Here is a 22844-nt window from a genome sequence, read left to right on the forward strand (position 1 = left end):
ATTATTTGTGAATTCGACTTTAGTAGTCAAAATCCCCCAGAATTCAAAAACAAAAACAGCCACAGGATAATCCTAGGCTGCGTTTTATCTTATTATAACATCTTACAGCATAGGATATTCAAAAAATTTCCATTCCTACGTTTCTGACTGCTATTTATCCAATGATCAGCTTTTCTTCGGGATAACGAATAAGAGGTTTCTTCTTTCCGTTGGTAAATAAGGTGTAGAACAGAAATAAACCAATCCTTCCGATAAACATGAGCACGATCAATGTGATTTTACTAACACTGCCCAAATCTCCTGTAATTCCCGTGGACAAACCGCACGTACCAAATGCCGAGGCTACCTCAAATAAGATAGCAGACACCCCCCAACGATCCGGCTCTGCCATGAGAAGCACAAACATTCCTCCGAGCAGCAGTGCAATCCCCGTTAAGAAAAACACAAAGCTCTTGAGGGAGTCCTCTTGACTAATCATCCGACCGAACACTTTCGGCTCCTTCTCCCCACGCGCATAAGCAACAAGTGTTAATACGATAACGGCTACTGTCGTTGTCCGAACACCGCCCCCCATACTGGAGGGGCTTGCGCCTATAAACATTAATATGGATACAAGCAATAAGCTTGCCTCCGTTATCGTAGAAATATCAATCGTTGTCAGCCCTGCACTGCGAGAAGTAACAGACATGAATAATGAGCTTAGCATCTTGCCATGCCAACTCATACCTGCCAGCGCATGCGTTCGCTCCGTTAACCAAAATCCGATCGCTCCGAACACTAACAACACTGAGGTTGTTAGGATAGTAAGCTTCGTAAACAAGGAGAACCGGAAATTTTTATGGCCACCCCACAAATACTCTCGCAACTCAGCAAGTACTGGAAACCCAATTCCGCCTAATACTATTAAGAGCATGGTGAGTGCCTGCACGAAATAATCGCCCGAATAATCGAGTAAAGAATTGCCGAACAAATCAAATCCTGCATTCGTAAACGCCGAAATGGTATGAAACATGCCATAATACAAGGCGCTCCATATGGATCCGTGTTCCCCAGCGAAATAAAAATACAAGCCAAAAGCCAGTGTACTAATCGCCTCAAGCATCAGCGTAAAGACCAGCACTAGCTTCATTAACTGAACGAGCCCAGATAAATTGTTGCGATTCTGATCAATCATAATCATCTTGCGCTGCAGCAATCCGATCTCTTGCCCGAGCAATAACCAATAAAAGCTCCCCAGCGTCATGACGCCGATACCACCGAATTGAAAAGCAACGATTAATACGCCAATACCGAAACCGCTTAACGTATCTTTGATCCCTACCGTCGTGAGCCCTGTCACGCTGACAGCACTGGCGGAAGTAAAGAGGGCGTCCACAAAAGAGATTGTGGCGCCCGTTTGCAAGCTAATAGGTAATTTTAAAAGGATAGCAATTAAAAATATGCCAATGACATAGGCGATCACAATCAGTCGCGAGGCAGGCATTTTCTGTAATTTGCTTAGCATGATTGTACCTTCAACAGAGAGTAATAGGACTAGATACTCTTATATTGTCCTTTGAAATGTTTTCCCATCCAGAGGCATACTTCCCATAAATCCGCTACTGGTTGGTTCGTAAATGGCAAGGTATGCAAGTAACCTGGAGGTCCAAACTCTGGCGTATAGGTTATCATAGTTTCGCCGGACTCCTTCTTCGCTTGAACGATGCTATCCCACCAGCTCATGTGCCGCTGCAATTCGTGTGCGTATTCTGGCGCTCTTGGGTCTGGCACTTGCGGTCCTTGTGCATAACCTACACGACCATGAATATGCTGGACACGTGGAAAAGACTTGCGTAGATTCTCCTCTTGATTCTCCAAAGTGGTCTCGGTTACACAACACCAATGGCTGTAATCCGCTGTCAGCTTGAGCCCAGACACGGCATCCAGCAGTCTGCCAGTTTCCCAAGGATTGTACAACGCTCTGCCGCGGTGAGTCTCATGGCCAATCGCAATCCCGCATTTCTGCTCAATGGCAGCTGCTTCACGGAAGTATTCGACTTGCTCTTCGAATGGCATTGCATCCTTCGCGCTATGTGAAGTTATGCTGACGGGACGAAAGGATACCGCACGTGCCACTTGTTCCTCAAATGAAGCAATATGATGAGGTCCTTCTGTAAAGACCATGGCGATATAGTCCATATGATACGCTTCTAAGAGTTTCCGGAACTGATCCTCGTCGACTAGCGTTGGCATAGGTGCCTCAATGCCGTTATAACCAGCAGCAGCAATACGCTCGAACTGGGACTCCAGAGAACCCTCCATGCCCCATAATGCTTTGAATAATTTAATTTCCATCCAGAATAGCCCTCCTCATTAGATCAATGAGTCAAGCTTAAAACATCTGCCATTATTTGACTAGTGTAAATTTTTAACCCGGTTTTGCTGACTCATGAACCATAAGGTCAACCAAATCAGGATGAAACCGAGCAATTGCCCTATCGTCAGCTTTTGGCCAAATACAAGCCAATTCATGCATACACCAACAGCAGGGAATGCAAGTTCAGCTAGCGTAGCAAAGAACGCTTTCGTCGATGATAAACCTTTATAGTAAAGCAGCATGCTGAGCAATCCAGGGAAAAAGGCTTGGAACAGCAGGTTTACTGCGATGATCGTTAGTCCGCTGCTTGAACCGTTCAACTGCCAATGATCGCCGCTTACTAAAAGCACGACCGTTAATAACGGGAGGGCCAGCAAGAACCGCAGTGAAGTGACAATTGGGAAATTCAAATTTTGCTGAAGCAAGTATTTCCCCATCACGGTTGAACCGCCCCATAATACGGCTGCCAGAATGGAAAATAAGCAGCTGATGGTACCTAAATCCTTCAAGCCCATGTCAGGCAAACCGAGACCAAACGTCAACAGGTATGTACCTAACAGCGCCACAACAATGTATCCAAAAAACTTTGAAGGCAATGTTTCTTTTAATAGAACACGAGCTAATATAATTGCGAACAAGGGCTGTAATTTCTGCAAGAGTAAAATGGCATTGGCACTTCCATGAGAGAAAGCCGCAGTGAAGAGAATGGTAGCGATAGCCGATCCTCCCCAAGAGATGAAGAGCAGCGCTCCTATGACGGCCAGAGATAGCTTGCCAGTTAACGTCCTGCGATACTTTATCAGGATAGGTACAGCGTAAATAGCCAATAAGACATGTTCAATGAATACGATTTGCGCTGAGGTCAAGCTTTTTAACAAGAGGATCCGAAAGAGCGGATCCAGTCCCCACAGGGTGGCGCCAAGCGCTACATACCAGATCCCACTCATACCACCTGTACGAGTTGACTGGGCAGTCGCACCCTTACTTCCAAACTTAAATGCATTTTCCAATTCAAAAACCTCCTAGTAAACGGTCTGAATTGAACCTTCTCGAAGAAACAATGCCCCCGTTCATTTCAACGGGGGCATTGACAAACAGACCTGTTAAATTCGTGAAAATTTAACAAGCTGTTCTTCACCTTCTCCCATCCGGACTATACCGTCGGCCTTGGAATTTCACCAAGTCAGTCCCAGCCATTGCTGGCTAGGAGTCGCGGGCTGGAGATACACACGGGTATCCTCACCGCCGGTAGGGAATTGCACCCTGCCCCGAAGGTTCATATTCGATTAAGTGTATACTATCAGGTTACAGTTTGGTTGGCAATACTTTTATGTGCTACTGGATCTGGCCCAGTCGCACGATCCGCATATCTACATTCACATCATAAGAGGCCGTGGGATACATCTCATGCCATACATCGCTCGTTAGATTGGAGTGGTACACCTGACTCCGATAAATTTCTCCAAATCCGACTGGGTCCGAGCCCAGGGCTGTTAATTTCTTTAATAGCGTTTGAATATGTGCCTCAGCTTGTTTATTCATTTGCTTTTGTAGAGCTTCAATAACTTTAGCTTGACCAAGATCAAACTGCTCCGACGTTTCCGTCAGCACGCCCTTCATTTTAATGGCAACTTGAAATTTAAGAGGGTTTAGGCTAATTAGCTTTTTCGTACTATCACTAGCTATATTCTCCACAACGACTCGAACAGTTTTATCTTTGACATTCTTCGCGATATCCCCCAAAAGATTGGTGTCCAGGGACAATTCGATATTCCCCGCCTTATAACGATCCCGTATCGTCTTGAGGAAGAATGCTTCTTTCGGATCGATGGTACCTACCATTTTATCACCATTGAAAACAGCCACGTCTTTCAGTTCTACGGTATCCCCATTTCTTTGTAGAACTGGTACCATGGGGTCTGCGGTAGAATATAAGGCGGAGAGGAATTCATGCAGTGTGCCTGACACCATCTGTTCATCCATAATATTCTGGTGAATGCTGTCTACGATAAAAGTTCCAACATCCGGGAACTGTGGATATTTATGCTTCAATAGATCTTCAGTACTGTCTTTACTAACAGCCATATAAACCGTACTGGCAATGGAGGCATCCCGAAACAAGGTATCAACCAATGGTAGAAGTCCTGACTGCGCAAGTTTATAATCATAAATGGCAACTCGCAATTGACCAGAAACGATCTTCTTATTTGACTTGCGGTTCACAGCCACGCGAGCACCTTTGCTTGTCAGCCCCTCAGCGGTGATTGTCATGACAGAAGATTTGGAATTCGGGTCAATCTGATGAATCACATAGGTAGAATTAATTTTATCTCCTTCCCTATGATCATACCCAACTGCAATCGCCATCCCTAACTTCTCCAACACATTTTTCTCTAAACGCAAGCCTGTAGCTGTAAGGATAACGATTAACACAAAGACAATGACATTGAATCTTTTCACGTGATCACCTCAGGTTCAGGTTGTCTCCCCTTCTTCTGTCTCCACAAGTAAAAATGAACCATGCCAAACAGGATCACAGGATACACATAAACGATATAGACTGCCCATTTCGCAAAAATATCATTTATATAATCCATCTGAACCCGAGAGTCAATAGCAGAAGAAGCCATCCATACTATGGCAATGAAAATATACAACCAGTACTTTTGCTTCCAAGAAAATGTACGTTTCAGTCCTTTTGTCGCCGCCCAACTATACATGAGTAGATTCGGCAGAATGACTAAGAGCCACAGACTAACACCGATATACTCAAACCGTTCTAAGAACGGAAATTTGATAATCTTCAACATCGTAAACGTAGCCCAATCTGTCTTCAGAAGCTCTCCCCCGCTGAAAAACACGATCGAAACAAACATGACGGCTGTATACACAAACGTGACACTCATAATTCCAAGTTGCGTATATCGTTGGACTTTGGACTTATCTTTTGCATAAGCATAAATAAAATAAACGATTTCAAATCCGGCCATTGTGAAAGACATCGAAAGCACCCCCCTACTAAGATGCTTTAGATCCGTTTCCATTATGGGTAACACACCTGTCCACTCCGCATATCTCAAAGGAAAATAAAGAAGAAATAGCAGCCACACCGTTATAATCACAAACATGACGCATGCGCCTACAATCGTTCGTAACCCCCCATTTACCCCATAAAAGACGACGCTTGCAATCAATAAAGATAGCAACCATTGTGGTGCGCTAGGAAATAACCAGACCTGAATCATTTCTACGTAATTGCGAAGCACAATAATCGTTGCAACTAAGAAATAAACCAGATAGATGATATTTGCCACATGACCTATTGTTTTCCCATAGATTAGCAAATGAATGTCATAGAGGTCTTTATTTTCAAATTTCATCAACGTTTTGATCATCAACCAAACCACAAGCTGTGTGACGAGCCCAGCGATAATGACCGCAATCCAAGCGTCATGCCCTGCCATGCCAAACACAATTCTTTGGTAACCGGGCAGTCCTACCCCAACTTGAGCGTCATGGATAATAAACATGAGTAAAAAGGAGCTATACATATACGATTGTTGTGTTTTACTCATCGATATCCTTGTTTCCCTTCGGGGTATTCTCCCCCGTATTAGCGAATACGGATCGTTTCGGAGCTAGTTTGTAGGGGACTCTGATGAGGCCGTCTCGGTTGTTTTTATTTTCAATTGTATAAGGAGGATAGAAATACGGTTGTCCCAGACTTGATTGTCGAAGCAGATGTAAAATTAATAAAGCAACGCTTACCGCGATACCCAAGCCACCCATTATACCCGCGGATAGGATAATAGGAAACCGAATAATTCGAATCGCATTCGCCATAGCAAACACTGGAGTTGTAAACGAAGATAAAGCGCTTAATGCCACGATGATGATTAAAATATTGCTGGTGAACCCAGCTTGTACCGCAGCCTGTCCAATAACAATACCGCCAACAATCCCCATCGTTTGACCTACTTTGGAGGGCAATCTCGCACCAGCTTCACTTAGAAGCTGAATAATCATTTCCAACATCAGTGCTTCTACGAGGGGAGGAAAAGGTACTCTTGCACGTGATTGGGCCAGGGGGACAAGGAGTGCCTGTGGAATAATCTCGTAATGGTATGTAAGTGCCGCGACATACGTTGCCGTAGCAAACAGAGAAATAGCAATCCCCATAATTCGCAATCCTCGGAAAAACAACCCTGTGCTCCATCTAAAATAGTAATCTTCAATTGATTTGAAAAAATCAAAAAAAGTGTTAGGACAAATGATTACCTGGGGACTACCACTAACTGTAATCACAACCTTCCCCTCCAAGAGGGGAAATATTGCCCTATCCACTCGTTCTGTGGTAATCATTTGCGGAAAAGCCGAGCTTGGATTATCTTCCAGCCATTGCGCTAAAATCGTTGCGTCCAATAGCGCCTCAAGATGTAACGCATCAATCGAGTTATATATATGAGTAACCATTTCTAAATCGGCTCGATTTCTCAAATAGATAATACGGATACTCGTCTGCGTATTATCACCCACATTCATCGCGATTTCGCATAGATCAGGGTTCGGCAAATATTGATGAATCAGCGCTACATTGGTCTCCATATTTTCCGTAAAAGCAATTTGCGGTCCTAGGATCTGACTTTCATTTTCCGGCTTAGTTAAGGCCCGTTCTCTGCGTTTCATGGTATTAGCCAAAATCCCGCATGGATATCCGTTGATGTGGATATACGTCCAGCCTTGCAAAATAAACTGCTGCATACGATACCAATTATCGTCAAGCAGCAACTGACCTATGGGCAGTAGATTTACTAACTTTTCAGGTGAAGACATGTCTTCATGATGCATTAATCGATTCAGAATTTCTTCGATGAGAAGCTCAGCATCCACCAAATTACCGAGATAAAAAACGCCAAACGTAACCTCATTCACTAATTCTCTGCTCACGAAATCAGGAAACATCCGAAATGTCTCTTGGAACTGTATGTTCATTTGATTCAAATCAGCCACGAAGTGAAATGACGCAGTTTCTTTGGGGGCTGGCTGTTTGACAGTGGGTTTGGATTTTCTTAATAGTAAATTTTTAAAGGAAAACATGAACGAACTCACCATAGTCCTGACATTTCAATTGTATGGCTATTTTGCACTAGATCCGTGTAGATTATGTAAATGAATGGGTATGCGAAGCCACAAAAAAAAGACCGAATCCCCTGTACTACTAGGTGGACTAAGTCTCTATAAACGTTACTGCTTTGTATGATTAGATAACAAATTCCATAAATTCCGGTGAACGTAGTCTGCCGCTTTGGGTCCAGCTTCTCGTCTTAATTCTAGCCATAATCCGCGGTTCCATATAGGCAAAATTCTTATCTTCCTTGAAGACCAGTCGTTTCTTCACGCTCTCAATCACGTTCTGGTGTGTGGTGGAGAGACCTGATTCAATAATGCCTACTGGAAACTTAGTACCGTCAGCTGCATCAATTGAGGCTAATAAGGCAAAATTATTTTTTCTATAACCAGAAATGTACACATCGGCATACGTCCAATTGATAACCTTTTGCCATTGGATCGAACGTTTGTTGATTTCGTATGTTGAATTCTCTTTTTTTGATTTAATAATAATGCCTTCCATTCCTCGCAACCGAGCCCGTTCAAAATAATCGATCGCATTTCCCTCGTACATTTCAATTTTTCTATATGTCTCATTTTCAGTAAACGCTTTGTCTAACAACTCTTTGCGCTCAAGTAAGTTTAATCCCGTGACGTCAATTCCTTTGTAGCGCATAATGTCAAAAGCACAAAAAACCACAGGTTTCTTATTCTTCTTAGATAAAAACCTCGCGGACATCGCTTCATAGTCTGGTTTTCCTTGATCATCTAGTATAAGTAATTCACCATCAAGTACGGTGCCTTCAGGTACAGGACATCTAAGTAATTCTGGGAATTTATGCGTAATTAAATCATTGCGCTTCGTATACACATACAGCTTATCCATGTTGGAAAGAATACAACGTAAACCATCTAATTTTAATTCTGCTATATGATTCTTACTGTAAAATGGCTTATTATTCTTGGCATTGTACAGCATCATAGGAGAAATGAACATATGATATCACCCTGTTCTAAATGATACTTCACTATGAACCTTCTGCCTAATGGAAACTGTTTCCCCTCTTAAAAAACGCTGCTATTAATAGAAGTAAAAGATAATTATATGGATGATGTCACACTTGAGAGGCGCCAATTGTCTTATAAGTGTCAAAACAAATAGGAGGTAATACAAATGGCACAACGTATAAATTATATGCAACAATCACCGGAGTTTTTCAAAAAAATGTTGGAATTCAGCACCGCAGAACAGCAAAGTGCTGTAGAAGAGAAGATTCTTCATCTTGTTCACATCAGAGCTTCTCAGATGAATGGTTGTGGATTCTGCTTGGATATGCACATCAAGCAAGCTAAGATTCACGGGGAAGGTGAGCTTCGTCTCTACCACATTTCGATCTGGCGCGAATCCACGCTGTTCTCTCCACGTGAGCGAGCTGCGTTGGCTTGGACGGAAGTCCTGACTAACCTTCCTGAGCATGGTGTTCCTGATGAATTGTATAACCGTGTTCGTGAACAGTATTCGGAAAAAGAACTTTCTGATCTGACTTTCTCTGTCATGTCCATCAATGCTTGGAATCGCATTAACATTGCATTCAAGAATGTACCTGGGTCTGCAGATGTAGCATTTGGACTTACAAAAGCTGGCTTGAGCTAAGCGATACGCTTTTTACAAAGAACCCTGCAAAGGGTTCTTTGTTTATGCTCCTGTTCTTTTATTCCTACCAAAATCTGCATAATCGCCCACTCCTCTGCTCATAATACCTCAGAGATACTGACACGAGGGGGGATTATCTATGAGTACTATTAGCGCGCATTTGGAAGTAAACAAAGCCTATCTCACTGAACAATTTAGTGATTGCTCAGACTTTGTTATGCGCTCATTTATATTAATGGATGAAACCCAGCTTTTACTCGTATATTTGGACGGAATGACGCGATTACAGGGCGTTGAGGATAACCTGCTAAAGCCACTACTCTATAACGGTCTGCCACAAGGTATTGATCGCTTACAATCGCTGACTGAAATGTTCAAACGCGAATGGTTGCCTTTAACCGATGTAAAGACCGACACATCCTTTGATGATTTGGTCAAACATGTTCTTCAGGGCAGCATAGGCATCTTGGTGAATGGTGAAGCTTCTGCCCTCATCGCACAGGTTCAAGGTTACGAGACTAGAGGTATTCAAGAGCCACTGAAGGAAGCAACCTTACGGGGCTCCAAGGAAGGCTTTGTCGAGAATATTCGCACGAATACGACATTGATTAGACGACGAATTATTCACCCGCTTCTAAAAATGGAATCCTTTACGGTTGGTACATACACACAAACCGAAGTCGTTCTTACCTATATAAAAGGGCTCGCAAATGAAAAAGTATTATCTGAAGTCAGAGAGAAATTAGGCAAAATTGAGCTAGATGGTGTCATTGATTCTGCTTATATCGAAGAATGGCTCGAGGATAGTTCTTTCTCTATCTTCCCACAGATCCAGAATACGGAGAGACCTGATATTGTGGCCGCAAGTTTAGTCGAGGGCAAGCTCGCCATCATGACGAATGGAACTCCCTTCGCCCTAATTCTCCCTATTACGCTCTGGTCAGGTCTGCAATCAGCAGACGACTATTTCGAGCGGTTTATCTTTGTTATCATCACTCGGATGATCCGATACATTATGACGTTCATTTCATTTGCCTTACCAGCTATTTACGTCGCACTAACAACGTTCCATCCCGAAATGGTGCCGAATTACCTCATGATTGGCATCGCAACGGCAAGGGAAAATACGCCATTCCCCACCGTTATTGAAGTGTTCCTTATGATGTTTGTTTTCGATGGTCTACAAGAGGCTGGTGTTCATCTCCCCAATCAACTCGGGCCCGTCGTCAGTATTATCGGTGCTTTGGTCATTGGACAAGCCGCTGTTGAAGCTGGCATCATCTCAACGCCAATCATTATCGTTATTTCTTTAACAGGCGTCGCTGCTTATACGATTCCGAGGTATAGCGCCACGCTTCCTTTCCGATTGATCCGGTATCTTATGCTAGGCATCTCAGGCATGCTGGGCTTCGTAGGTTTTGCTTTTGGCATTATCTTCTTGCTGATCCATTTAGTATCACTCGAATCCTTTGGAACGCCTTACTTAAGCCCAGTAGCGCCATTCGATGGCAAACGGATTAAAGACATGCTCATCCGTTATCCTTTCTGGATGAAGAACGGTCGTAACAAGAAAGGACGTTCAACATGATTCGAGTTATCAGTCAAACCTGCTTTTCGCTCTTTCTTATCGTATTTTTCACCGGCTGCACCGATTTCGTCGAGCCCAATCAACTGGCTTTTGTGTTGGGGACAGCCATTGATCATGTGGAGAACGGGAACATTGAAGTTAGCCATCAGATCGCAATTCCCGCTCAGATGAATGCTTCCAAAAGTGGGGGAACCGGCAATGCGGATAGTTTCTTCGTCATGTCTGCAAGAGGTAAGGACGTATTTGAAGCAACTGAGAAAATTCAAAGAGATATGTCCCGTAGATTGATGACAAGCCATCGTATTTTGATCGCGATTAGCGAAGAATTTTTCAATAAGAACGATATTACCAAGTTATTTGATAAGCTGGGCAGAGACCCAGCAAATAATCAACGAGACATTACACTCATGATTAAAGGCAGCAGTGCCAAGGATTTCCTTCTCCTTAAGCATCCATTAGAGAATCTATCCAGCATCGCTGCTGGAAAAGAGATTCATATCAACGGAATGAGGAATTTCTCAACCAGACAATTTATTATCGACAATGTCTCTGAAGAACACCGTTCCCTTGTGCCCACTTTCCAGATCAAGAATAGGAAGGTAAACACGAAAAAAGAGGAGCCCCTTGCCGTATTTTCCGGATATGCCATCTTGAACAAAAATCTGAAAGTCAGTGGCTTATTGGACGATGCGGAAGGCTCCGACGTTGCTTGGATATCTGGAAAAGAAAAAACACAAAGTCTTACGATTACTTGGAAGGACGGCACCGGTGTCTTATCATTTCGCCTAACACATCTTAGGAGCCACTTTCAATCCATAAGTGATAATGATCCTCATCGGGTTGCAGTAACGGTGAGGGCACAAGCCTATCTTCTGGAAAATACTACTTCATTAGACATGTCCGCAGCAGACAATATCTTGGAAGTCCAGCAATACGTGGACGAACAAGTCCAAAAAAAATTACAGCTAACACTGGAAAAAGTTCAAAATTGGGGAACCGATATTTTCGGGATTGGCGCTTATCTTCATCGTCAATATCCATCCTGGTGGAAGTCACAAAAAGAGGATTGGGATGACAATTTTAAAAAAGTCGACGTCACGGTCCAAGCAAAAATACTAATACGCTCTTTGGGAACGCTAGGCGGGCAATTAAAATAATTGGGGTAAGGAGTGGGGAATTTGAAAATAAGTGGTTATCAAATCTTTTGGATGGTTACCATTTCTTCCATCATCTTGGTTTCCTACCTTCCCATCCAATTAGCCGCGGAGCAGTCACATCAAGATTGTTGGATATCCATTCTACTTGGAAGCATGATCATGCTGGCAATCACTTGGATCATGCTCCGTGTATGCATGCAGAATAAAGATAAAACGTTAGTCAGTTTCATGAAAGATCTCTTGGGCACTGTGATTGGTAAAATCGTTGTCATCCTGTACTTCCTGCTATGGTTTATGCAAATGGCCAATATTGTTAGGTGTATGGCCGAATTTGTAAATTTAGTTCTGGTCCATAACACGCCGATGATTGTCATTATCTTATGCATGTTATTTCTCGTTGCCTATGCGGTTCATAAAGGAGGTCTTACGACGATTAGTCGTTGTGCTGAGATTATTGGTCCTGTATTTGTCTTCATGTTCTTCGTACAGCTATTCTTGAATCCTCAGGACATGAAGTTGAATCGGATGCTGCCCATCTATGTAGATTCAGGTTGGCAACATATTCTTAATGGGACCTTTATGGCGTACAGCCAAATGGTAGACCCCTCCATCATTCTCATGCTTTTCTTTTTCGCTGAGAATAAGCGCACCGCCAAGAGAGCGATCCTGTGGGGGACTGCTCTATCCATGTTATGGGGTCTACTAGCTACGCTGGTACTTCTCTTCATTACTGGCCCCAATATGCTTGCTAAATTAGTTACTCCTGTCTATTCACTTACCAAATTTATATCCATTCTCAATTTCGTTCAAAATATCGATGCTTTCTTCATACCACTATGGCTGATTGGTGCCTTCGTTAAAATTGCGGTATGCTTGTTCATCCTTAGCTATGGTTTATCGGAGTGGACTGGATTTAAGAGTTGGAAGTTGATTTCTTGGGTGATGACTGTGATCATGTTCGTCTTTGTCATTTATATCACTCACCATATCCGGCTTTCGTACACGACTAAGAATATGTTTCTTCTCAGCTACTTTTACCCTGCCGTCTACCTTGTTATTCCCTTGATTTTATGGGGCATCGGCAGTATTCGGCATAGACGTAAAACATCTATGATTCAGTAATGACATGTTGGAGTTTGTCTGGATTAAACATCGCGTAGATTCGTTGAATGGTCTTCGTAGGGGCATCCCATTCAAAGCAAATAACTGCTGTTGTTTTGCCATCTTTCGTTAGAAGTACCCCCGGCTGATCATTAACCTCAACAAGCGTTGCTTTCGTTTCAGGAAAGTAATTACTAGACAGCGCATTTAATATCTTGAGTACTCGTTCTCTTGTAAAGATAGGATGAACTGCTGCTGATACTTTACCTCCACCGTCTGCAAACAAGATGACATCCTCGGTTAACATGTCCACCAAGGATTGAATATTACCATTGGATATAGCTGAAATGAATCGTGTCACCAGTTCCTTTTCTTCAACAGGATGGCGGGTTGTCATTTCATTGTTTTCTGAGGAGTCTTCTACTTTTTTCTTAACACGACTGAAAATCTTACGGCAGTTCACTTCCGATTTGTTAATCATCTCACCAATTTCACTATGCTCATAGGCGAAGACCTCTCTCAGAATAAACACAGCCCTCTCTGTGGGTGTCAGTTTATCCATCAAAATAAGAAAAGCATATGAAATCGTATCATGACGTTCTACGCTTTCTAATGGACGATCCTCATTAAGTTGCACAGTTGGTTCTGGAAGCCAATTACCAACGTAGCTGATTCTCTTTTTGCGCGCGGACTTTAATTCATTCAGACACCGATTAATCATCATTTTGCTTAAATACGATTTCATATTATGAATATTTTCATTGTGAGAACCATGCATGCTTATAAACAAATCTTGCACCATATCCTCTGCATCAGATCTAGAGCCCAACATCCGATAAGCAATGGAAAATAAATGAGGTTTGTACGTGATATACAGTTCTTCCATACTGCTAATGGTTTGATCCACGGTGTAACTTTCCATAATACTCCTCCTGCTTACTACGAGTAATCTCGGTCATATCTACTTATTATTCTTCATCTTCAAGTGAACCATGCTCGGTAAAAGAATAAACATGGCCTGAGACAAACAAAGCGTCCTTAGATAAGACAACTGGCGAAGCCAAAGTGTGACACGTATTCTCAATAAAAAAAACAGCCAATGAATTGGCTGTTCTAACTTTAAGTATTTAGCTTGGCAACTCGACTGATACCTCACGACGGGCAGAAGCAGAACGCAGTACGCCATCAATAATCGCTTGCTGGATGAGAATTTGATCCCCAGGAATGGGTGCCGGTCGACCATCTCGCACGGCTTCAGCGAAATCATGCACTTTTTGATCAAATAAGTTCAACTTATGTTCGACAATCGGAATTGGCGTGGAAGTATGGCCACCGAATTCATCATGAAATAACGTGATGGAACCAACGGATCCGTCCCAAACACCTGACCAAGGTCCAGAACCTGCCGGCATGACCTTCAGGCCAGCATCCGTACCGAGGAACATCGTTGGACCGAGGGTATCCATGTGCATCGCCCACGATATTTTGAACTGCAGCACAAGATCGTTCTCGAAACGCACCATAGCGACACCGAAATCTTCAACCTCGAACTTACTTGCTTCTGGATGGTATTGTGCATTTGTACCGAAATGGTTAGACGTAAAGGCAGACACGGTAAGTGGACGAGGGTATCCTAACGTGTTAAGTGCCATATCCAGTGAATAACAGCCAATATCCGCCATCGCCCCTGCACCCGCCAGCGCTTGACTGATGAATGTCCCTCCTGGCATACCACGACGACGGCCGCCACCTGTTTCTACATAATAGACATTACCAAGACGCCCAGACTGCACAATCGTTTGTAATAGCTTCATATTCGGATCATAGCGGGGCTGAAAGCCAAGTGTTAGCATTTTACCGCTTTCTTTCGCCGCCTGGGTCATATCAATGCCTTCTTGCAGGGTTACTGACATTGGCTTCTCAAGCAGTACGTTCTTACCAGCACGTAATGAATCAACAGTCGTCACATGGTGGGAAACATTCGGCGTACAGATACTAACCCCATCCAAATCTAGGCGCAATAAATCCGTATGTTTTTCAAAGTAAGCCGCTTCCGTCAAGCCTTCTGCCTGCGTAAATGCGAACGCTTTACCCGAAATCACGTCTGCCACGCCAACAATCTCAACATAGTCTAGCTTTTTATACGCAGATACATGGGCCCTAGCAATGCCACCAGTTCCAATAATACCAATACGAAGTTTTTTGCTCATTGTCGTCCATCCTTCTTTCTACTGAAAGTATAAGAAATCAAATCATCCTGTATGGTGTATACAGATTGACAATAGCATATAGACGCACAACTTTTTAGTTCATATTGGTGTCACAGAACGTGCAATATCACGACAATAGATCAATAGATGAGTACTCAGACAGTCTCGCTACATGACAAAAAGCAACCAGCAGGAGCTGGTTGCCTTTGTATTAATTCTGATTCACGTGATATCGCCCCTTGGGTATGACCAAAGGAGAACCCGAAACCGGGTCTTCGATGACCGCACAATCAAGCCCGAAGATATCTTTCACCAAGGTGCTGGTGATCACTTTTGAGGGCTCTCCTTCTGCCACAAGCGTTCCTTTGTACAGAGCAAAAATATGGTCGGCATAACGCGCGGACAAATTAATATCATGAAGAACCATGACAATCGTCGTCCCGTGTTTCCGGTTAAGATCGGTAAGCAGGTCCAGAATCTCGACTTGATACGTGATATCTAGAAAGGTTGTTGGTTCATCCAGAAATAAAATATCCGTTTGTTGGGCAAGAGCCATTGCAATCCAGACGCGCTGCCTTTGACCACCCGAAAGCTCATCAATATTCGCATTGGCAAGTTCGGTAATATTCATGATTTCCATGGCTTCGGCTACGGCTTCATAGTCTTTCTTGCTCCATCCGCTAAATAACGCTTGATGCGGAAATCTACCGCGTCCCACCAAATCGGCAACGGAAATACCTTCCGGTACAATAGGAGATTGCGGCAGCAGACCCAAAACACGAGCCAATTGCTTCGGCGGAATTTTATCAATTTGCTTTCCATCCAGGGTAATATTTCCTGATTCTGGCTTAATGAGCCTTGCCAGCGTTTTGAGAAGCGTAGACTTGCCACAAGCGTTGGCTCCAATAATAACGCTGACTTTGTTACTGGGAATAACCAGACTGACGCCTTGGATAATTGTTTTATGATCATAGCCTGAGACGGTTTGATCGGCTTGAAAAAGGTGTGTCGGCTTCATTATAAATCTCCCTTTCGATTCATTCGGATTAGCAAGAAGATCAGATACGGTGCTCCGAGAATTCCGGTAATGATACCTACAGGGAATCTGGTTTCGAAAGCGAATTGCCCGATGAGGTCTGATGCCAAAACTAAACTAACGCCAACTAGACCTGCCGGAATTGCGTTTGAGAAACCAACCCCGACTAATCGTTTAGCAATCGGTCCTGAAAGGAAAGCGACAAAGGCGATTGGACCCGTTGTAGCTGTAGCAAGAGCAACCAGGAAGACGGCACTTAGAATTAAGGCAATTCTTGTCATGTCTGTGTTTACACCTAATGTTGTTGCCGATTGCTCGCCAAGCTCCAGCAGGCTCAGATGTTTACCGAGCACGATAAGGAGAGGCGAGAAGATCAGTACCGTTATGATCAGAGGCGGAAGTTCATACAATTGAACGCCATTGAGGCTGCCGCTAAGCCATCTGAACGCTGCAGGTAGATCTTGCTGTGCACCAACCAATAACAGATAAGAGATGACAGAGTCCAGCATAGCTTGTATCCCTATGCCGATCAGAATTAATCTCCCGATGGAAAATATTTTTCCTCTGGACAACAGATAAATGAACAGAACAGTAGCCAGCCCGGCAATCACGGAAGCGACGGAAACAACCGTGTTGTTCGCGTGAAGGACGAGGATGCAAAAAACGGCTGCCGCGCTCGAACCAGCGGTGATGCCGATGACATTCGGGTTGGCAAGCGGGTTACGCAACATGGTCTGGAAGGTATTTCCTGCCATACCAAAAGCAAATCCCGCAAAAAGACCTGCTAACATTCTCGGTAAACGTACGGTATTGATCGCAAATGACACACCTTGAAGCTCTTCCCCCATGAGCACGCGAATGACATCTTTCACCGGGTAAAAAGTAGTCCCCAGTAAAAGCATGGCACAGCAAAGGGCGAAGGAGAGTAAGGCAAGTATGCTAGTAACAAGGACCCATCGCCGACGTCTTTGACGTCTTCCCGCCATAATAAATGCAATAGAAGTATTTGTCATAATGAACGCACTTTCGATTTCATCGCTAGAATGATTAGTATTGGAGCTCCAATAAACGCAGTGACGACACCGACTTCGAGCTCTCCAGGGCTGCCGACAAGCCGGCCGATGACATCAGATATGGTAAGAATGATGGCTCCTGAGAGGGCTGACATTGGAATAACGAAACGCAAGTCAGGACCAAGTATGAGGCGAATGACATGTGTCGAGATAAGCCCGATAAAACCAATGGGCCCAGCGAGAGCAGTCGTTGCGCCGCACAGAATAACCCCTGCAAAGGCTGCAATAAACCGTAATGTACCTGTTCGAATGCCCAAGCCGGTCGCAAGTTCATCCCCCAGTGCTAACGCATTGAGTGCAGGGCCAGAAATAATGCCGACCAATAGGCCTATGATCAGAAACGGGGTAAAGGTAGCGACAGCATCCCACGTAGCTGAGCCTACGCTGCCAACTGACCAGAACCTGAATTGATCCATGACATAAGAGCGTGGCACCATAATCGCACTGACCAACGAAGATAGGGCGGCACTTGTGGCAGCCCCTGCCAAAAGAAGCTTGATGGGTGTGGCACCGCCACGCCCCATTGAGCCGATTCCAAATACGAAAATCGCAGTAAGTGCTGCTCCCGCTAAAGCCAACCAAATATATTGATTAGCCGTCGAAATGTTGAAGAAGGCAATGCCGCAAACGACGAATAACGATGCGCCTGTGTTAACCCCAAGTATGCTCGGATCAGCAATGGGGTTACGCGTGACCGCTTGCATAAGCGCGCCAGAAACACCAAGTGCTGCACCGCAGAACAAACCAAAAACGGTTCGTGAGAACCGTTTTTGAACTATGCTTGCCCCGTAGGAGTCGACATTGGGGTGAAATAAACCATCGAATACATCTTGTAATTTTACCACTCGAGAGCCGAAGGCTAGGGATGTAATTACACAAACGACAAGCAAGATTAGACAGATCAGTAGGACTGACACAAAATGCTTTGGAATATGCGAGTTTAGTTGTGTGCTGTCTGAAACCGATGAACGATTCATGGGTTTATTTAACTGCTGCTGCGATTAATTTCAAGTATTCATCAATCGTATAGGAGATTGAAAGTGGATTTGGGTTTCCGGAAGCTGCTAGAGGAGTACCGTTACCGATCATCACAACAGCACCTTTTTGAACCGCTGGAATTTTACCAAGAATAGGATCTGCTTTAACGGCTTGCAATAAAGCGTCATCTCCATATCCGATTAAGATATCCGCATCGTTAAGTGCATCCGCATTTTCAGAACTTAATTTTAAGTTGTAAGCGGTAGGGTCTGTAATTTTTTTCGTAACGCCATCCGAGTAAACCATGCCTAGCTCAATCAAGAAAGCACCGCGAGGGTCAGCAGCTGTATAGATATTAATTTTGGACAAATCCTTCGCGGAGAAGTTGGTAAATGCAACTTTTTTACCTTTCAACTGCGGGTACTCGCTAGCTTTTTTCTTGATTAGATCTTCGGTATCCTTAATCAGCTTTTCGCCTTCCGCTTTCATCCCCATGCCTGTAGCATTAAACAGGACTTGCTCACGCCAAGTTGTTACCCAAGGGCTTTTTGCATAAGCGACAACGGGAGCGATTTTACTAAGCGTTTCATAATCTTTTTGTGTGATACCTGAGTATGCAGCAAGGATAACATCCGGTTTTGAAGCTGAAATAGCCTCAAAATTAAGACCATCCGTATCTTGGAAAACGTTAGGCTTATCTACGTTAAGTTCCTTAAGCTTTTTAGCTGTCCAAGGCAGAAGTCCGCTTTTATCTTGTACGCCGTAATTTGCCGCTGAGAAACCTACAGGTACAACGCCTAGCGCAAGTACAACATCATGGTTAGCCCACTGAATCGTAGCAACGCGTTTAGGTTTGCTTGGAATTGTCGTTTCGCCAAAAGCATGCTTGATGACGAGTGGATATTTGGTTGCATCTGCTGTAGTTGCCGCAGCAGTAGCAGCAGCACTCGCAACTGGCGTTGCTGCTGGCGTTGCGCTAGCAGGCGTTGAGCCTGATTTCTCCGATGCACAACCAACAAGTGGTATCATAATTGCAGCTGAAATAAGTAAAGTTTTAAATGCGATTTTTTGTTTTGTAAGCATTGGTATTCCCGCCCTTTTCTTTTTTGTTTTGCGCTTTTTTGCGATCGTAATTGTGATAATGATTATCAATGTCATTACTATATATCCCACCTACTTGGTTGTCAATGAAAATTTACGAACGCGCAGTTGCGCAAAAAATCCCGATGCATCCTGGCTTCGAGCCGCATCGGGATTGAAATTATGTGACAATTTTACGACAAATGAATCAAATTTGAAATGCTAAGGTTGCGTTATTGTAAGATTCGTTCCGCCAAATTCAACATTGACATTTCCTGATTTGATAGTCGATCCAGTCCAGTTAAGCAGTGCATAATTATTGGCCTTCAATGCATCAATGATTCTATTATCCGATCCTCCGCCTTTTCCACTTAAAAAGTACATTTTCTGCAGAACTGTACTATTCAAAGTTTCCTTCAGCGTGCTGGTTGCGTCTGTTAAATCGGCAGAAGTCGGGTTCGTGATATTATGGTTATCGTAATAAGCATTCACGATGTCATTATAGCTATTCGTAACAATCGCGTACTTCGGATTGATGGTGCTAGCAATCGAGTCCGGCATGAGACTAAAATAGAAGCCATGATGCGCAACCTGATAAACACTAATATTCCCTACGATTTCTTCTATTTTTTTACCAACTTCGTAAGAATAATTTTGATTACTATTCTCACCTACATCAGCGCCCAAGTATGTTCTGAAATTGGTTCCTGTACTTGTTGTGCACTTTAACAACAAAGTTGTTGCGTTCAAGTTTTCGTCCCATTTGTTGGATGACAATTGTTCTATGATAGACTCGTGATTCCAGTCGTTTCCATTAAACCATGTCATCGTAAATTTACCAAAAGTGATCGTGTCATACATGCCAACAGATACGTAACTGCCTTGTGCATTTTTAGTAAACTTCTCAATCTTCGCCTTGAACTTATTAGCGGATAAACCTCTAAGCTCCGATAAGGATCCAACATCATTATCGAAGGCTTCATACGGCTTTATTTTACCGATCGCCATGTTTTTAACTTTAGCGGCAGCAATGATCGCATTCGCTCTGTTGGCAATACTGGCTTCACCGGAATACGATGAGGACGGATCTGCTGCGTCCTTTAAATAAAGTGTCGTGTTGGCATCTGCAAAACTTGCGATTGCCGCTTCAGCACCCCCTGCATGATCCCCGTGCATATGAGAGAAAGCGATAAAAGACAATTTGGTCGATCCAAGTACGGATGTTAAATATGGCGCAACATATGTTGTGTAATCACCACTCGTTCCCGTGTCAACCAGCCCATAGCTTGCCGTAGTACCGCTAATTGTTTTAATTAGGGTAGCATTTCCTTTTTGACCAAGGTTGATAAAATAAACGCCAGCTTCAGCAGGAGCAGCAGCAAATGATTGCGCATTGAACATAAGTAAACTCATACAAAATAAGACAACCCATGCAAGCTTCATTCTCAACCTTGTTTTCACAGTAACACGCTCCTCAATATTTGATTAATCCTCTGACAAGTGTCTGACACAATCATATAGCACATACTCCGGCTTCTCGCCGTTATGAGTAATCGTCGTGACGGACGTATTGCGCAATTCGTTACCCGTTGACTCGTCCTTCATTAATTCCTTAAGGGTTTGTCCAAGGAAATACCCGTGCGTGACGACAAGTATCTTTCGGCCAGCATACCGCGAAGCTATATCTTGAACAAAGTCGACTCCGCGCGCACGCATGGACTCATGGGTTTCCTGGCGCATATCGAGCTCGTTCCAATTCTCTCCCCATCGTGCAACGCGTTCAGCTTCAATTGTGTCGGCAATTAATCCTCTATCCATTTCACGCAGTCGCACATCAAATAAGTCAACCGGCTTGCCGATTGCGATCGAAATAATTTCCGCTGTTTCTCGGGCTCTTCTTAAATCACTGGAGATAAAAACGTCCCACTGCTCTTCAGAGAGCCGTTTGGCAACTAGAGCAGCTTGCGCTATACCCGTTTCATTCAACGGATTTTGCGTATGGCCCTGTGCTCTCTTCTCGATATTGTGATCGGTTATCCCGTGTCTGACGAACGTAATTGTGGTCATCTTTTTTCTCTCTTTCAATTAGTTGTGGAAGCAAGGATCGAAGCCACTGTCACCCTCTCTCCCTTTTGCGGAAAATAGGCGTTGATTCCTCTCGTATCTTGCGACCTTGGGTGGCGGCTATGCAGTGTAATAACCGCTTTAGGGGCTATTCGCTCGATCATATTGGCGATAGCTTCGGGATGCGCGTGCCCACCATTGCACAACGAATGGCCGGTAATTCCGAATGTTTTCAAATATTTCGCCACATCCGCATGATCGACTTTAACGCTATAATCGGATTGAATGAAATGTGAACCCCCCTGCGAATCACCGAGCGTTTCCAGTTCAATCATATGGGCAAGATCGGGAAATTTATAAAAGTAAACATAGTCGTTTTTCCGCTCGGCCATTTCCTCCAAGGAAATCATCTGGTAAGGTACTTGAATCCTGTCCGTGACTGTTGCATCGACGATTAGAATATCCACGTCAAGCGCGGGATGCCCTTCTAGAATACGCAGACCCTCTTGATTAGCCCTATGCCAGATGACGGCATGGGAAGCCTCCATGACAACTTTTCGCCCTTTATCCGCTGAAATGGCCATCATGTCCGCCATTCGCTCCAGATCCCGGGGTGACATTTGCAGATAAATGAGTCCCTCCGCTTCATCGACAATATCGGCATACCGAGACAATAGCTCGACTTCCGTCACTTGGTTGGGCAGATCTGCAAACGGATCCGCTGCAAGACGCGTGCCTTCCGTAATTAAGAGGTCAATCCGCTTCTCACGGCAAAGCTCGATGAATCGGTCGATCCGTTCCGGGTGCTTGCCTTGTTTACGCCAATCTCCTGTATACGCGATGGTGTGGTCGCCGCCGTCAATAATAATACCCGCCGTTCCCGTAGAATTATGGTCCATCTCGACGATCTGCATCGTAAATTCGCCGAAATCGACGACACTCAAATCGTCGCACACCATAATCCGTGCAGCCGTATCGGAAGAATGGCCCCCTGCAACCATCCCCTGGTACAGGGAATGAGCATCGTGATTCATATATACGGGAATATTCGGGTTGGCGTAAGGCAGAATAGCCATATGATCTGTATGCATATGACCAATAAACAAACGGATTGCTTCATAATGTGGAAATTCAATGTTGCCCCAAGAACGGCGTACCTTCGCCATATCCAGATCCTTCATATGCTGCGGGTCGTAAAGCTCAACTAGCGGAGCCGTCATTCCGCCTAGCAAGAACTGCCGCAGCTCACGGCCGGGTGATGCTCCTACAGGCTCGTACAGCGTCAACTGTTTGGGGAACAGCAGGCTGCTGTGCTCGACACCGAAATCGAAGAAAACAGCCTGTTCACCTTTTCCGTAGAGAACCTGTACGCCTCCGGATTCACCTACTCCGCCAAAAAAAGTTAATTGCCCATTGTGCATGACGCTCGACTCCATTC

Annotated in this window: 20 protein-coding genes and 1 riboswitch; of the genes, 4 read left to right on the forward strand and 16 right to left on the reverse strand. The window is 44.1% G+C overall.

All coding sequences use genetic code 11. The features are described from left to right. Window positions 1-154 precede the first annotated feature (154 nt). From AC58QT_RS23395 to AC58QT_RS23425, 7 genes are all read right to left on the reverse strand, one after another. Window positions 155-1504, reverse strand: a complete 1350-nt coding sequence (locus AC58QT_RS23395; protein WP_497411130.1) for a TrkH family potassium uptake protein — start codon at window positions 1502-1504, stop codon at window positions 155-157. Window positions 1505-1533: 29 nt separating this feature from the next. Further along, entirely contained in the window at window positions 1534-2334 is an 801-nt protein-coding gene (locus AC58QT_RS23400) for a sugar phosphate isomerase/epimerase family protein (protein WP_497411131.1), read from the reverse strand. Between the two features lie 60 nt (window positions 2335-2394). Beyond that, window positions 2395-3303 (reverse strand): DMT family transporter, encoded by a 909-nt coding sequence (locus tag AC58QT_RS23405; protein WP_497411183.1) that lies wholly within the window; start codon window positions 3301-3303, stop codon window positions 2395-2397. A gap of 185 nt (window positions 3304-3488) precedes the next feature. Continuing rightward, window positions 3489-3636, reverse strand: a riboswitch (FMN riboswitch). A 55-nt stretch (window positions 3637-3691) separates the two neighbouring features. Next, a complete protein-coding gene (locus AC58QT_RS23410; RefSeq protein WP_497411132.1) occupies window positions 3692-4816 on the reverse strand; it encodes a Ger(x)C family spore germination protein in 1125 nt (374 codons plus the stop codon). Continuing rightward, on the reverse strand, window positions 4813-5931 hold the full coding sequence (locus AC58QT_RS23415) for a GerAB/ArcD/ProY family transporter (protein WP_497411133.1): 1119 nt from the start codon (window positions 5929-5931) through the stop codon (window positions 4813-4815). Before AC58QT_RS23415 ends, AC58QT_RS23410 begins: the two co-directional genes overlap by 4 nt. Beyond that, complete coding sequence (locus AC58QT_RS23420; RefSeq protein ID WP_497411134.1) at window positions 5924-7453, reverse strand: spore germination protein; 1530 nt, start codon at window positions 7451-7453, stop codon at window positions 5924-5926. Before AC58QT_RS23420 ends, AC58QT_RS23415 begins: the two co-directional genes overlap by 8 nt. Before the next feature lie 163 nt (window positions 7454-7616). Continuing rightward, on the reverse strand, window positions 7617-8462 hold the full coding sequence (locus AC58QT_RS23425; protein WP_497411135.1) for an ATP-dependent DNA ligase: 846 nt from the start codon (window positions 8460-8462) through the stop codon (window positions 7617-7619). A 177-nt stretch (window positions 8463-8639) separates the two neighbouring features. Here AC58QT_RS23425 and AC58QT_RS23430 point away from each other — a divergent pair, with 177 nt between their 5' ends. The 4 genes from AC58QT_RS23430 (at window position 8640) to AC58QT_RS23445 (ending at window position 12986) form a co-directional block, all read left to right on the forward strand. After that, window positions 8640-9119 (forward strand): carboxymuconolactone decarboxylase family protein, encoded by a 480-nt coding sequence (locus AC58QT_RS23430; protein WP_310501584.1) that lies wholly within the window; start codon window positions 8640-8642, stop codon window positions 9117-9119. 139 nt (window positions 9120-9258) lie between these two features. Then, window positions 9259-10707 carry a spore germination protein gene (locus AC58QT_RS23435; RefSeq protein WP_497411136.1) on the forward strand — a complete coding sequence of 483 codons (1449 nt, stop codon included), beginning with the start codon at window positions 9259-9261 and terminating at the stop codon, window positions 10705-10707. Beyond that, the gene (locus tag AC58QT_RS23440) at window positions 10704-11864 is read left to right on the forward strand and encodes a Ger(x)C family spore germination protein (protein WP_497411137.1); all 1161 of its coding nucleotides are present in this window, start codon (window positions 10704-10706) and stop codon (window positions 11862-11864) included. Before AC58QT_RS23435 ends, AC58QT_RS23440 begins: the two co-directional genes overlap by 4 nt. Before the next feature lie 21 nt (window positions 11865-11885). Next, window positions 11886-12986, forward strand: a complete 1101-nt coding sequence (locus tag AC58QT_RS23445) for a GerAB/ArcD/ProY family transporter (RefSeq protein ID WP_497411138.1) — start codon at window positions 11886-11888, stop codon at window positions 12984-12986. On the opposite strand, the gene AC58QT_RS23450 is transcribed toward AC58QT_RS23445, so the two are convergent. The 9 genes from AC58QT_RS23450 to AC58QT_RS23490 form a co-directional block, all read right to left on the reverse strand. Next, window positions 12973-13887, reverse strand: a complete 915-nt coding sequence (locus tag AC58QT_RS23450) for an RNA polymerase sigma-70 factor (protein ID WP_497411139.1) — start codon at window positions 13885-13887, stop codon at window positions 12973-12975. The two genes, AC58QT_RS23445 and AC58QT_RS23450, sit on opposite strands and share 14 nt — an antisense overlap. 205 nt (window positions 13888-14092) lie before the next feature. Further along, entirely contained in the window at window positions 14093-15175 is a 1083-nt protein-coding gene (locus AC58QT_RS23455) for a Gfo/Idh/MocA family protein (protein WP_497411140.1), read from the reverse strand. A 211-nt stretch (window positions 15176-15386) separates the two neighbouring features. Continuing rightward, window positions 15387-16193 (reverse strand): ABC transporter ATP-binding protein, encoded by an 807-nt coding sequence (locus AC58QT_RS23460; RefSeq protein WP_497411141.1) that lies wholly within the window; start codon window positions 16191-16193, stop codon window positions 15387-15389. Continuing rightward, a complete protein-coding gene (locus tag AC58QT_RS23465) occupies window positions 16193-17224 on the reverse strand; it encodes a FecCD family ABC transporter permease (RefSeq protein ID WP_497411142.1) in 1032 nt (343 codons plus the stop codon). Before AC58QT_RS23465 ends, AC58QT_RS23460 begins: the two co-directional genes overlap by 1 nt. Then, window positions 17221-18261: a FecCD family ABC transporter permease gene (locus AC58QT_RS23470; RefSeq protein ID WP_497411143.1), complete on the reverse strand. Its 1041-nt coding sequence runs from the start codon at window positions 18259-18261 to the stop codon at window positions 17221-17223. The genes AC58QT_RS23465 and AC58QT_RS23470 overlap by 4 nt, the downstream gene beginning before the upstream one ends. Before the next feature lie 4 nt (window positions 18262-18265). Continuing rightward, complete coding sequence (locus AC58QT_RS23475; RefSeq protein ID WP_497411144.1) at window positions 18266-19345, reverse strand: iron-siderophore ABC transporter substrate-binding protein; 1080 nt, start codon at window positions 19343-19345, stop codon at window positions 18266-18268. A 219-nt stretch (window positions 19346-19564) separates the two neighbouring features. After that, a complete protein-coding gene (locus tag AC58QT_RS23480; RefSeq protein WP_497411145.1) occupies window positions 19565-20803 on the reverse strand; it encodes a hypothetical protein in 1239 nt (412 codons plus the stop codon). 24 nt (window positions 20804-20827) lie between these two features. Beyond that, the gene (locus AC58QT_RS23485; RefSeq protein WP_497411146.1) at window positions 20828-21409 is read right to left on the reverse strand and encodes a histidine phosphatase family protein; all 582 of its coding nucleotides are present in this window, start codon (window positions 21407-21409) and stop codon (window positions 20828-20830) included. Between the two features lie 14 nt (window positions 21410-21423). Then, window positions 21424-22827 (reverse strand): MBL fold metallo-hydrolase, encoded by a 1404-nt coding sequence (locus tag AC58QT_RS23490; RefSeq protein ID WP_497411147.1) that lies wholly within the window; start codon window positions 22825-22827, stop codon window positions 21424-21426. Window positions 22828-22844: the final 17 nt, after the last annotated feature.

The organism is Paenibacillus sp. J31R109 (assembly GCF_059692055.1).

Bases quoted from the DNA above. Each gene is read 5' to 3' on its own strand.
- AC58QT_RS23420 (WP_497411134.1), bottom strand. From the start codon at position 7,453: ATGTTTTCCTTTAAAAATTTACTATTAAGAAAATCCAAACCCACTGTC.
- AC58QT_RS23440 (WP_497411137.1), top strand. From the start codon at position 10,704: ATGATTCGAGTTATCAGTCAAACCTGCTTTTCGCTCTTTCTTATCGTA.
- AC58QT_RS23415 (WP_497411133.1), bottom strand. From the start codon at position 5,931: ATGAGTAAAACACAACAATCGTATATGTATAGCTCCTTTTTACTCATG.
- AC58QT_RS23425 (WP_497411135.1), bottom strand. From the start codon at position 8,462: ATGTTCATTTCTCCTATGATGCTGTACAATGCCAAGAATAATAAGCCA.
- AC58QT_RS23435 (WP_497411136.1), top strand. From the start codon at position 9,259: ATGAGTACTATTAGCGCGCATTTGGAAGTAAACAAAGCCTATCTCACT.
- AC58QT_RS23465 (WP_497411142.1), bottom strand. From the start codon at position 17,224: ATGACAAATACTTCTATTGCATTTATTATGGCGGGAAGACGTCAAAGA.
- AC58QT_RS23395 (WP_497411130.1), bottom strand. From the start codon at position 1,504: ATGCTAAGCAAATTACAGAAAATGCCTGCCTCGCGACTGATTGTGATC.
- AC58QT_RS23470 (WP_497411143.1), bottom strand. From the start codon at position 18,261: ATGAATCGTTCATCGGTTTCAGACAGCACACAACTAAACTCGCATATT.
- AC58QT_RS23450 (WP_497411139.1), bottom strand. From the start codon at position 13,887: ATGGAAAGTTACACCGTGGATCAAACCATTAGCAGTATGGAAGAACTG.
- AC58QT_RS23405 (WP_497411183.1), bottom strand. From the start codon at position 3,303: ATGAGTGGGATCTGGTATGTAGCGCTTGGCGCCACCCTGTGGGGACTG.
- AC58QT_RS23455 (WP_497411140.1), bottom strand. From the start codon at position 15,175: ATGAGCAAAAAACTTCGTATTGGTATTATTGGAACTGGTGGCATTGCT.
- AC58QT_RS23485 (WP_497411146.1), bottom strand. From the start codon at position 21,409: ATGACCACAATTACGTTCGTCAGACACGGGATAACCGATCACAATATC.
- AC58QT_RS23490 (WP_497411147.1), bottom strand. From the start codon at position 22,827: ATGCACAATGGGCAATTAACTTTTTTTGGCGGAGTAGGTGAATCCGGA.
- AC58QT_RS23460 (WP_497411141.1), bottom strand. From the start codon at position 16,193: ATGAAGCCGACACACCTTTTTCAAGCCGATCAAACCGTCTCAGGCTAT.
- AC58QT_RS23430 (WP_310501584.1), top strand. From the start codon at position 8,640: ATGGCACAACGTATAAATTATATGCAACAATCACCGGAGTTTTTCAAA.
- AC58QT_RS23475 (WP_497411144.1), bottom strand. From the start codon at position 19,345: ATGCTTACAAAACAAAAAATCGCATTTAAAACTTTACTTATTTCAGCT.
- AC58QT_RS23400 (WP_497411131.1), bottom strand. From the start codon at position 2,334: ATGGAAATTAAATTATTCAAAGCATTATGGGGCATGGAGGGTTCTCTG.